Origin of the sequence: Bacteroides sp. AM23-12, assembly GCF_003434395.1 — a bacterium.
Taxonomy (GTDB): domain Bacteria; phylum Bacteroidota; class Bacteroidia; order Bacteroidales; family Bacteroidaceae; genus Bacteroides; species Bacteroides thetaiotaomicron.
Window position 1 is genome coordinate 2693 of record NZ_QTLF01000037.1, and the last position, 12599, is coordinate 15291.

The 12599-nt window shown below is 40.6% G+C and carries 7 protein-coding genes; all 7 read left to right on the forward strand.

The genetic code is table 11. The annotated features are described in order from the left end of the window. On the forward strand, positions 1-823 hold an 823-nt coding region (locus DW640_RS20305), incomplete at its 5' end, for a site-specific integrase (protein ID WP_117578893.1). Between the two features lie 493 nt (positions 824-1316). Further along, a complete protein-coding gene (locus DW640_RS20315) occupies positions 1317-4487 on the forward strand; it encodes a hypothetical protein (protein WP_117578886.1) in 3171 nt (1056 codons plus the stop codon). An 86-nt stretch (positions 4488-4573) separates the two neighbouring features. Then, on the forward strand, positions 4574-5065 hold the full coding sequence (locus tag DW640_RS20320) for a hypothetical protein (protein ID WP_008764799.1): 492 nt from the start codon (positions 4574-4576) through the stop codon (positions 5063-5065). A gap of 61 nt (positions 5066-5126) precedes the next feature. Beyond that, positions 5127-6215 carry an OmpA family protein gene (locus tag DW640_RS20325; RefSeq protein ID WP_117578887.1) on the forward strand — a complete coding sequence of 363 codons (1089 nt, stop codon included), beginning with the start codon at positions 5127-5129 and terminating at the stop codon, positions 6213-6215. Between the two features lie 626 nt (positions 6216-6841). Then, positions 6842-7780 (forward strand): site-specific integrase, encoded by a 939-nt coding sequence (locus DW640_RS20335; protein WP_050547408.1) that lies wholly within the window; start codon positions 6842-6844, stop codon positions 7778-7780. A gap of 492 nt (positions 7781-8272) precedes the next feature. Continuing rightward, the gene (locus DW640_RS20345; RefSeq protein WP_008762274.1) at positions 8273-11110 is read left to right on the forward strand and encodes a hypothetical protein; all 2838 of its coding nucleotides are present in this window, start codon (positions 8273-8275) and stop codon (positions 11108-11110) included. A gap of 77 nt (positions 11111-11187) precedes the next feature. Next, positions 11188-12279: an OmpA family protein gene (locus DW640_RS20350; RefSeq protein ID WP_008764801.1), complete on the forward strand. Its 1092-nt coding sequence runs from the start codon at positions 11188-11190 to the stop codon at positions 12277-12279. The last annotated feature ends 320 nt before the right edge of the window (positions 12280-12599 follow it).

The following is a 12599-nucleotide window of genomic DNA, read 5'->3' on the forward strand; positions in this document are numbered from 1 at the left end:
GAAAGGGGATTTTACATTTCATGAGGTAACCCCTGAGTGGTTAAAAGGCTTCGAGATTCACCTTCGTGGCCGTGGATGCAGTTGGAATACTGTATCTACTTATTTACGCACATTTCGTGCGGTCTATAATCGTGCGGTAGATTGTCGTGGGGCTGTTTATGTACCGCATCTGTTTCGTTCTGTATATACCGGCACGCGTGCGGACCGTAAGCGGGCGTTGTGTGATGAGGATATGCAGAAGGTTTTTGCCAAATTACCTTCGTCTCCTGCCGTGACTCCTGCTATGCGTCGTACGCAGGAACTATTTGTCCTGATGTTTCTTCTCCGTGGTCTGCCTTTTGTCGATCTTGCTTATTTGCGTAAAAGTGATTTGCACGACAATGTGATCACTTATCGCAGGCGGAAGACCGGTCGTCCCCTGTCAGTAACGTTGACTCGGGAAGCGATGGTCTTATTAAAGAGGTATATGAACCGTGACAGTTCTTCTCCTTATCTGTTCTCTCTTTTGGAGAGCCGTGAAGGGACGAAGGAGGCGTATCGTGAATACCAGTTGGCATTGCGCAGCTTCAATCAGCAACTGTTGTTGCTGGGGCAATTATTAGGGCTGGGCGACAGGCTGAGCTCATACACGGCACGCCATACGTGGGCAACAACAGCTTATTATTGCGAAATTCATCCGGGTATTATTTCCGAAGCAATGGGGCATTCGTCCATTACGGTAACGGAGACGTATTTGAAACCTTTTAGAAATAAGAAAATTGATGAAGCCAATCAACTGGTAACGGATTTTGTGAAACGGACAGTTTCTGGATTAATAGCTTGATTATTAGTGATGTTACTTTGTAGGTAACGGAGCTGAATAGCGTTGCAAAGATGGATATATTTTGGAAAACATGCAAACAAAAATGATATTTTTTCTGATAAACAACTAAAAAAAGACAAATAACACGATAAAACAGCGGATTTCTTAGCATTAAACTTTTGTAGCTTTTAATTTTAGATAATAGATTTCCCTCCCCTCTGCCGCCTCTTAGAAGCAGGGGTAAAGATGTTTCAGCATTCAACAAATGATTTTTCAGTATTATCTACCCTCTCAGGGCAGGTACAAAGGTTTTCCCGTTACCTACAAAGTAACGGGTAAAAAGTATTGGGAGTAAGTTTCTTGTTCATCCCCCTGTGGAGTATGAACACAAGTAAAACAAAAAAGAAAAGGAGGTTATACTGAAAATGAATGGGGACAACACATGAGAGTTTTAAATCAACAATGCGAGACTATATTTTTATTATTTAATTTATAAATTAAAAGTTTTTTTATTATGAACAAAAAGTTTTTAAGTGTAGTCGTGTTTGGGGCGCTGTTGGCGTCTTCTGCAGGTACATTTACGTCTTGTAAAGACTATGACGACGACATCGATGCAGTAAACGGCAGAATCGATGAACTCGCAAAAAGTCTTTCAGACTTACAGGCCAAAGTTGGGTCTTTTGTAAAGTCTGTTACTTATGATCCGGCTACGGGAAAATTGACTGTGGTAGATGGAGAGAACAACAGTGTGTCTTATACTATCGGACAGAATTTGCCGACTTATTCAATTAGTGTGGATAAGGAAGGTAAAATTTCGCTGTTGAAAGACGGTGAAGTTGTTTCGTCCGGTACTATTACATTCCCGGATGCTCCTACAACTCCAACCATTCCTGATGCTTTTGATCCTTCTAAATTGACAGTGGATCCTACGACAGGCAAAGTAATGTATGATGGTAAGGAAACTGGTGTAACTATACCTGGTGACGGAGTTCTTAGTATTGAAGATAAGAAAAACGCTGAGGGCGTTGTTATCGGCTATACGATTAAGTACAAAGATCAGGCTGTTACATTTGCTTTGAATGACGTATTGACTCTGAAAGGTCTTGTTTTCAAATCTGATTTGTTTGTAGACGGTATCGAAGCTATCGAATATCCTTATTTGGATTATACATATAAGGCAGGAAGCACTGCAGCTACTACTCAATGGGAAGATGAGCAAGCAGAGAAAGTTCTGTGTAAAGTAATTACTGATTCGAAAGAATGGAACTATACAGGTGGTACCGGAGCTCAATATAATCCGATTGAATATATTAATTATCACTTGAATCCGTCTAGTGCAAAAGTAAGTAAGGAAGATTTGTCTTTTGTATCCAGAGATGTTGAAGTGATTTCTTCTCGTGCTTCAGTGGCTCTTCCTGAAGTTGCTGACATGAAACCTGCTGATGAAGGTATCCTTCCGGTAGGACTCAGAGCAATAGGAAAAGACATCAAACAAGGAGGCGAAGGTTCTATCTTGGCTTTGCAGGCAATTGTTAAAGCAAAAAGTGATGCTCAGGCAGATACAACTGTAACATCTGATTACGCATTGCTTTATGCTTCTAAGGTTACTCCTCAGGCTATTGCATTTAATGATGCTACTTTAGCTGCTGAAGATTGCCAGGAATCTGCTAATCCGGACGAGTTGTTCAAGACTGTAGAAGGTGCTATCACACATGCTCCTACTTTGACAGTTGCTTATAATAGCTTTATTGATTTGAAGAATCTGTTGACAATTCACTATAATCGTGAAGGTCAGCCTGAAGCAACAAAAAATGATGGTACTCATAAAGTTTGGGCTTATGGAGATGAAGCTAAGTATGGTTTGAAGTATGACTTCGCGTTCATTCAATATACATCAGGTCAAAATGTAACTTCTGACAGTAAATATGCAGATGCAAACACTATTAAAGAAGGTGTACTTACTCCGCGTATTGTAAACTCTGCCGGTGAGACTCTTAACGAACAAGGTGTATCTTCTGTAGGAAAACGCCCGTTGGTTAGAGTACGTGTGACAGATGCGGATGGCCGCGTTGTCTTGGCTGGATTCATTAAGATTGAAATTGCAAAACAGGTTGATGATATCGTTACAAGTGTATTCGACAAAGGCACTCACAACTTTGGATGTGATGAGGCTGATGCTATCTTGACATGGTCTGAGATTTCTTATCAATTGCTTGAAAAAGCAGCTGTTCAGTCTAAGGATGAATTCGATGCTTTATATGAATTCGATGTAGATGATAGTGGTGTAGCCAAACAGTTTGCTAAATCAGCCGATGGTAAGTCATTCGTTCCGGCTGCGATTGCACAGGTTATTGGAACAGTGAAAGAAAAGGTGGATGAAACTGGTACAACAAATACAGTTCTTCACTGGACTTTGACTACTGCAGAACAGTCTGGTATTTATGAAATGGCAGGTCATACAGCTACTATTTATGTAAGATATGTCAGCAAGCTGAATACTACATCTCATGCTCCTATCTACATGCCTTTGCAGATAGCTGTCGCTAAACCTCAGGGAACTGTTGTTACTAAGTTGACTAACTACTGGTACAGTGACGGTGACGTTGCTAAGGATGGTCAGAATACTCGTCTGAATGTTCCTTATCCGCAAGATAATGGCAATACATTGAATTATGTAGTTGACTTGAACCAGGTATGGGAAAAGGGTATGCCTACATTTACTCCTCCTGCAAACTTTGCTTCTTATACTGATGTAATATTTGCAAATCAAAACGGCGCTGCCGGAGGTTATAAGTATTACTTCGACGCTGATCAGAATGTATTGACTGTTGATGGAACTAAGTATACATTGTCAGTAGATAATACTACAGCTGCTTGTATTACAGGCGGTTCATATAAAGCTACAGCTCAGAACATGATCGATCATGCTTTGAAAGTAGATGCAGGTGTATTCACTAATACGAAGTTGTATGCTAATGGAACTGTTATTGCAACAATCGATCAGAACACCGGTAAGATTACTTATGAAAACAATGATACTTCTAAGAAGTTGTTGAATGCATATAGCCATAGTGCTGCTAAGCATTTTGCTAAGATCGGTATTTGTGCATACAGTCCTTGCAACATTGCAATGTCTTTGACGAACAATACATACAATGCATACTTCCTCCGTCCTATCGACGCAGTAGGTACAGATGGTGGAGAATTCGTTGATGCTCATGCTAATGGTTCTACTCTGGATATCGCTAAGTTGTTCAACTTCCAGGATTGGCGTAATGTTAAGTTCGTAGATGGAACTGACTATTCAAACAGCTGGTTGTATGCATTCTACGGATTGAATAAGGTAGAAGTGAAAATAGCAGATGCTACAACTACATTAAGTGGTGGCAAGTTAGGAGAGACTTTATTGTCAAGCAAAACAGAGAAAATCGTATTGACTCAGACAGATCAAAATGGTAATAAAGTTACTTCTGCTACTTTAAATCTTTCTTCTTATAATACTGAAGCAAGTGGTACTCAAGCTACATATGATGCAATTGTTGCAGCTATGGGTAAGATCAAGTATGTAAACAACGGTAACAACGTTCAGACATTTGAACTGCGCATCCCGGTTGAGTTCACCTATACTTGGGGTACTGTGAAGACTACAGTAGATTGTACAGTTAAGAGTACAATGGGTAACTAATAGTAAAGGTTTCATTACTAAACACTGATAAGGAGGGTGCGCCGATCATTGGTGCACCCTCCTTCACAATAAGAATTGAAGGCGGAATGAAAAAGAAAGATCTGTTATATATATGTGTGTTGGTTGCCGTTTCTTGTTTCTTGTTCTCATGCGGAGAAAAAAAGAAGCAGCTCACTCCCAAAGAAGAATTCTTAATGGGGTTGACAGCTGAAGATACGGTGCAAGTACTTACCATATCACGCAGTTGCATGGATACATTGAAAGCCGGAAATATAGATGAAGCGCTGAAGATGCTTTTTATCTTGCGCGATGGAAAAGCGATACCTCTTCCCGCTGAGAAGGAACAACAACTGAGGAAAAAATTCAAGTATTTTCCTGTTGTAGATTATAAATTGGATTATTATTCTTTTTCAAGTACGGATAATAACGATGTGAAGTTTCAGATAGAGTTTTTCAAGCACACTAGTTCGGATGATCATACGCCAAATACAATTGGATTTATGTTTAATCCGGTGAAAATAGACGGAGTTTGGTATCTTGCCGTTAAAGAGGCTACCAAGGAAGCTACTGATAAGTAGTAGATGAATGGTGACGAGTACTGTTGTCATTGGTTTTTAGACTTTTAAACAGGTTTTGATTATGAATATAAAAAAAATATTAGTTGCTGTATTTGCGTTGAGTACTACAATAGCATTTGCGCAGGAGCAACGTATCAAAGAAGAAAGTAAAACGATATTTAAACCTCATTGGTTTATTCAAGCACAAATAGGAGCTGCACATACTGTAGGTGAAGGAGAATTTACTGATCTTATTTCTCCGGCAGCTGCTCTTAATGTCGGTTACAAGTTTGCTCCCGCATTCGGCGCACGTGTCGGTGTAAGTGGCTGGCAGGCAAAGGGGGGATGGGTCAATCCACGTCAGAACTATCAGTATAAATACCTGCAAGGGAATGTAGACATCATGACCGATCTCAGTACTTTGTTCTGTGGCTTCCATCCGAAGCGTGTGTTCAACGGCTATCTTTTTGGTGGAGTAGGACTGAACCGTGGTTTTGACAATGACGAAGCAAATGCGCTCGATACCCGTACTTATGAGATGGAATATCTCTGGCAGGAAGGTAAGTTCCTCGTTGCCGGACGTTTCGGCCTTGGTTGCGACCTTCGCCTAAACGACCGCCTGTCTATCAATATCGAAGCGAATGCCAACGCCTTGTCTGATAAGTTCAACTCCAAGAAGGCCGGTAACTGTGACTGGCAACTGAATGCCCTTGTCGGTGTAAGTATCAGACTGGGTAAAAGCTACACTAAAACCGCTCCGGTCTATTACGAACCGGAACCGGTAGTGACGGAACAACCCAAACCGGCTCCTGTAGTAGAACAACCGCAACCCAAAAAGGAAGTGGTGATTGAACCGTTGAAGCAGAATATCTTCTTTGCCTTAAACTCTGCAAAGATTCAGGATGATCAGCAAGCCAAGATTAGTTCTTTAGTAGAATATCTGGAGAAACATTCTGCCGCCAAGGTAAGTGTGACAGGATATGCTGATAAGGAAACCGGTAACCCGAATATCAATATGACTTTGTCGGAAAAACGTGCAAAGAATGTGATTGAGATGTTGAAAGCTAAAGGAGTGGCAGCTGATAGAATTGTTATTGGTTATAAGGGAGATACGGTGCAGCCTTATCAGAAACCTGAAGAAAACCGTGTATGTATCTGTATAGCGGAATAATATTTGTGATTATAACTCTCTTTTCTTAAAAAAGATATTCCCTATTCTCATGTGAGGTGTTTTTTCCCACATTTTTCGTATTCGTACGAGAATCCTCACATGAGATGAATAGGAAGTGCGGGCTTGTGAAAGTCTGTGTTTCCACAATAGACCCCTTTCTTCACTTGAATGTGAAGAAATTGTATCAGGGGGTAACAGTATAAGATTATACTTGTGAAAGTGTACCTTATTCTGCCCCAAGGAGGATGCCTGCCCTTTTTTCCCTGGAGGCATCCTCTTTTGTTTTTTTGTATCTGAAGGTACGTGTATCAAAAGTTAAAAGTAACTAAATTCTCCTCCTTCAGGAAGGAGGAGTACCCGTAGGGGGAGGTGGAAGGTGAATATATAAGCTATTGATCTTCAGCTGTGAAGTACACCTACCACCCCGGCTTTCAGCCACCCCTCCTTCCTGAAGGAGGGGAATTTAGTTACTTTTGACACACCTTCTTTTTGTTATTATACAGATCGAACATTGATTAACATACTGTCCATACAGCTCTAAAATCAATGAATATATGTGTATTGGGTGGCTTCGGTTACGAAAATACTCTTATATTTATCGCGTAATTTATTTAATAGTGATTAAAATGTTAAAAGTAGTAGCATTTATGAAGCAAGTAGCCAAGGGACTACAGATGGGGGGAAACTTTGGTACTGCGCACGTTTATCGTAGCAGTCTCAATGCCATCATTGCTTATCGTGGGAAAGGGGATTTTACGTTCAATGAAGTAACCCCAGAGTGGATAAAAGGCTTCGAGATTCACCTTCGTGGCCGGGGATGTAGCTGGAACACTGTTTCCACCTATTTACGCACATTTCGTGCGGTCTATAATCGTGCGGTAGATTGTCGTGGGGCTGTTTATGTACCGCATTTGTTTCGTTCTGTATATACCGGCACCCGTGCGGACCGTAAGCGTGCATTGGATACCGAAGACATACAGAAAGTATTCACCAAATTGCCGCAGTCGTCCGCTGTGACATCTGACATGCGTCGTACGCAGGAATTGTTCGTTTTGATGTTTCTGCTTCGTGGTCTGCCTTTTGTCGATCTTGCTTATTTGCGTAAAAGTGATTTGCACGACAATGTGATTACTTACCGCAGGCGGAAGACCGGGCGCCCTTTGTCAGTGACTTTGACTCCGGAAGCGATGGCTATATTAAAGAGGTATATGAATCGTGATACGTCATCTCCTTATTTATTTCCGTTATTAAATAGTCGGGAAGGGACGAAGGAGGCTTATCATGAATACCAGTTGGCACTCCGCAATTTCAATAGACAACTGATGTTGCTAGGTGAAATGTTAGGACTGGGGGATAAACTTAGTTCGTATACTGCCCGCCATACATGGGCAACGACAGCTTACTATTGTGAAATTCACCCGGGCGTTATTTCTGAAGCTATGGGACACTCTTCGATCACAGTGACCGAGACGTATCTCAAACCTTTCCGGAATAAGAAAATAGATGAAGCCAATAAAAAGGTGGTGGATTTTATAAAGCGCTCAATTCCAATAGCAATGTGTTGAATTTAAGCCTGTTACTTCATAGGTAACGGAGCTAAACAGCGTTGCAAAGATGGAGATATTTTGGAAAACATGCAAACAAAAAAGATATTTTTTCTGATAAACTACTAAAAAAAGAGAAATAACACGATAAAACGGCGGATTTCTTTTTATTAGACCTTTATAACCTTCTAATTATATTCAAAGATTTCCCTCCCCTCTGCCTCCTCTTTGAAGCAGGGGTAAATAAGTTTCATTACTAAATCATACAGTTTTTCATAAAGAAGGCTTCACGAGAGCCAGGACAAAGGTTTGCCCGTTACCTATGAAGTAACGGGCAAAAAGTATTGGGAGTAAGTTTCTTGTTCATCCTCTATGGAGCATGGACACAGGTAAAACAAAAAAAGAAAAGGAGGTTACACTAAAAATGAATGGGGACAACACATGGGATTATTGAATCGACATCGAGAGATTATATTTTTATTATTTAATTTATAAATTAAAAGTTTTTTTATTATGAACAAAAAGTTTTTAAATGCAGTCCTGTTTGGAGCGTTATTAGCGTCTTCGACGGGCACATTTACATCTTGTAAAGACTACGATGACGACATCAATGGTCTGAGCGAACGTGTGGATGCAGTCGAAAAAACATTAGCTGACTTGAATACCAAGTTCGGAGCATTGGCTTATGTGAAATCGGTATCCTTTGCTAATGGTGTATTGACAGTAACAGATCAATCGGGGACTCCTACTACTTATACGATCCCTGATAACGATACGAATACTACGTACACTTTGGATGTATCTCAGGATGGTAATAAAGCTACTATTACTTTGACCGATGACAAAGGTAATAAACAGACTAAGACTATTACTTTTACAGATACTGACACTGATACCAAGTTTGATGCTACCAAATTGACTGTTGGTGAAGATGGCGTTGTAAAATATGACGGTGTTGCTACCGGGGTTACAATACCTAAGCAAGGTACGCTGACTATCACAGAAATGACTACAGATGGCGTAACTTATGGCTGGGCTATTAAATATGGTAATGCAGAACCTGTTAATTTGATGATCTGTGATGTGTTGCCTATTACAAGCTTTGGCTTCGAACCGGATGCTTATCTGGGAGGCGTTCCTTCAATGAAGGCTTTGAAAGTCGTTTACAAAGCTTGGGGTGAAACCACTAGCTGTAATCCGGCTACTGCTACTGGTGAAGTATGGGAAAAAGCTACTACAAATTCTTATGTTCGTCCGGTTATTGCGGGTACTTATTATCTGAATCCGTCAAGTGCAACTAAAGAACAGATTAAGAAGATCACTGTACTTTCTGCAGATAAAGAGTATATTAATAAAACTAGAGCAGCTGCTTCTAATCCGGAAGTTGAAAGCTATGAAGTAAAAGACGGTGTTTTGACTGTTTACTTCAAGGCTACTACTGAGTTGATTGAAGCTATCTCAAGTTCTAAGATTACTGTTTTGGCTATCCGTGTAGAAACAGAAGCTGGTAATACAATTACTGATGAGTATAGAGCTATCTACGCAACAGATTATGAAAACGTGATTTTGGGTGACAAGGCTAAAAAAGCTGCAGCTGCTGCACAACATCACTTGTATGGAACAACTTCTGGTAAGGCAGATGATGCTATCAAGGCTGACGCAGACTATGAAGTTGCTTATAACTCAACTACCGGTATCGATCTTGCTGACAAAGTCATTACTTGTTATGATGACGTGGCTGCTAATAAAACAGATTTGACTATGTCTGCTGCGGAACTGGCAAAATTAGGCTTGAAGTATGATTTCCATTTGTGTGCTTATATTGATGGTACTAATCAGACTAACCAAAGTGATTTCGCTAGATTGACAGGTTCGGTTTTGTATCCGAAATTGTTTAATGAAACAGCTACTCCGTATGCTGCCGTAGGTCGTCAGCCATTGGTACGTGTTCAGCTGTTGGATACGAAAGCTAATAATAAAGTGGTCAGCACAGGTTGGATTAAAGTGATGATCACTAAAGATAAGGCTCCTGCTATTGACGCTCCGTTCACATTTGATCCATTCACTAACCAATGTGATGATAAAGTATTCGCATTGACAGTTGAACAAATGAACGTGAAGGTTTATAACAAGTTGGGTATGGACTATAAGATGTTCAAGACTATCTATGAAGCTGCCAATCCGTTGTATACCGGCGATGGTGTGGTTACTGAGGTTGCCGATGCTGGAGAAGTTACACAAACTGACTTGTTGAAGTGGACTATTTCTCAGGCCGATATGAAGTTAGCTTTGGCGAAGACTTCTGATGTTGGCTCATTGAAGGCTGTTGTAACTTACAAACCGAAAGCTGGTTATGAAGATTCTTACAGCGATGTAACTATCACATTGTCTACTAAGGTTAATGCAATTGCCGCTGTTACAATTCCTGCTTCTAATAAGATCGCTGAATACTGGGATGCTAATAAGACTTACGTTCGTCTGAATGTAGTTGTTCCGGGTACTCTGACTGATGACTGTGCATTTGCAGTTGATTTGGATAACACATTTGAAGGAAACAAACCTATTATCACAGGTGCTACTGCTTACAAGTATATTTTTGCATCTAAGAACGTAAATCGTAAAGAGAAAGGTTTGAGCGGTACTGAATATACATTATCAGTTAGTGATGATGGCTTGACATTGAAAGCTACTGCCGGTGCTGCGACTCAAAATGTAGCAGTGATTGATGCTGATGGTGTAGTCACTTATCAAAATACAGACTTTGCAAAAGACCTGTTGAATATTGCAAGTCACAACTCAGTTCCATCTGCCGGATTCTATGCTTGGATTAACATTAAAGCAACTACCGGTGAATGTGCATTAGAGTTGCCTATCACTAACGGTGAATATATGGCTTACTTCTTGCGTCCGATTGATGTAATTGCCGGTGAAGGTAAGTTCCAAGATGCTGTTGATAATGGTTCTACAGTTAATATGCTCGACCTGTTGAGCTTCTCTGATTGGAGAAACCAAGCATTCAGCACAACAGTAAAAGCTAACTACTTCGGTTATTATGGAATCGAGCTAATTACAGTTGATATACCTAATATTACTACTGACTTGAATGGTAACGATATCAATTCTAAGAAGTTGTCTGAGGTTACTTCACAACTGGTAATTACTCAAACTGGTACTACGGTTAATCCTATTCCTGCAGCTCCTGCTAAGGATACTTATGGTACCGTTACATATACAAACAATGGTAACGCTGTCGGTGCATTCAACTTGAGATTACCTGTTACTGTCACTTACAAGTGGGGTACAGTTAAGTCTTATGTGATTATCCCGGTTGAAAAGACATTAGGTAACTAATTCTTTTTGAACTTAAATATAATGAAGCGCTTCTCTCTAATGAGAGGCGCTTTATGTTTAATGTAAATTAATCAATTATGAGCATTAGAAGAAAACTGTTGATAGGTATAATGGCTATCAGTGTATTGCCAATTTCCGCCCAGGAACAGCGTATCAAGGAACCTGAAAAGATTTCTTTCAAACCTCATTGGTTCATTCAAGCACAAATAGGAGCAGCCCATACCGTAGGTGAAGCAAAATTCACTGATCTTATTTCTCCGGCAGCAGCTCTTAATGTCGGTTATAAGTTTGCTCCCGCATTCGGCGCACGTGTTGGTGTAAGTGGCTGGCAGGCAAAGGGGGGATGGGTGAATCCGCAACAGACCTACCAATATAAATATCTGCAAGGAAATGTAGACATCATGGCGGATCTCAGTACTTTGTTCTGTGGTTTCAATCCGAAGCGTGTGTTCAATGGCTATCTTTTTGCCGGAGCAGGGCTGAACCGTGGTTTTGACAATGACGAAGCAAATGCGCTCGATACTCGTACTTATGAGATGGAATATCTCTGGCAGGAAGGTAAGTTTCTCGTTGCCGGACGTTTCGGTCTTGGTTGCGACCTTCGTTTGAATGACCGCTTGTCTATTAACATCGAAGCGAATGCCAACGCCTTGTCTGATAAGTTCAACTCCAAGAAGGCCGGTAACTGTGACTGGCAACTGAATGCCCTTGTCGGTGTAAGTATCAGACTGGGTAAAAGCTACACTAAAACCGCTCCGGTCTATTACGAACCGGAACCGGTAGTGACGGAACAACCCAAACCGGCTCCTGTAGTAGAACAACCGCAACCCAAAAAGGAAGTGGTGATTGAACCGTTGAAGCAGAATATTTTCTTTGCCATAAACTCTGCAAAGATTCAGGACGATCAGCAAGCCAAGATTGCTTCTCTGGTAGAATATTTAGAGAAGAATGCTACTGCTAAAGTGAGCGTGACAGGATATGCAGACAAAGGAACTGGTAATGCCAGAATCAACAGCAAATTATCGGAAAAACGTGCGAATAATGTAGTGGAAGCTTTGAAAGCAAAAGGTATTGCTGCCGATAGAATTACAGTTGCTTATAAAGGTGATACTGTTCAGCCATATAATACTCCTGAAGAAAATCGGGTAAGTATCTGTATTGCTGAGTAAATATGGCACACAAAGGCTATTAAGAATTTAAAATTTCCCTATTTCTCATGAGAGAGTTTTCCCCACTTCTTTATATATATCATTTATATAAGGTGTTCTCTCTGAGAATCTTAAGAGGTCCGTACTTGTGAAAGTCCGTACTTCTGCAATAATAACCCTTTCTTCACTTAAATGTGAAGATTACATTGGGGAATAGTTGGAAAGGTGGTGCTTGCGAAAGTACTCCTTTCTCTTACCTATTTCCTGTTGGAGGATGTCTCCCTTTTTCCCACGGACATCCTCTTTTATACAAAAAGGCGACTCATACTGAATGGGCCGCC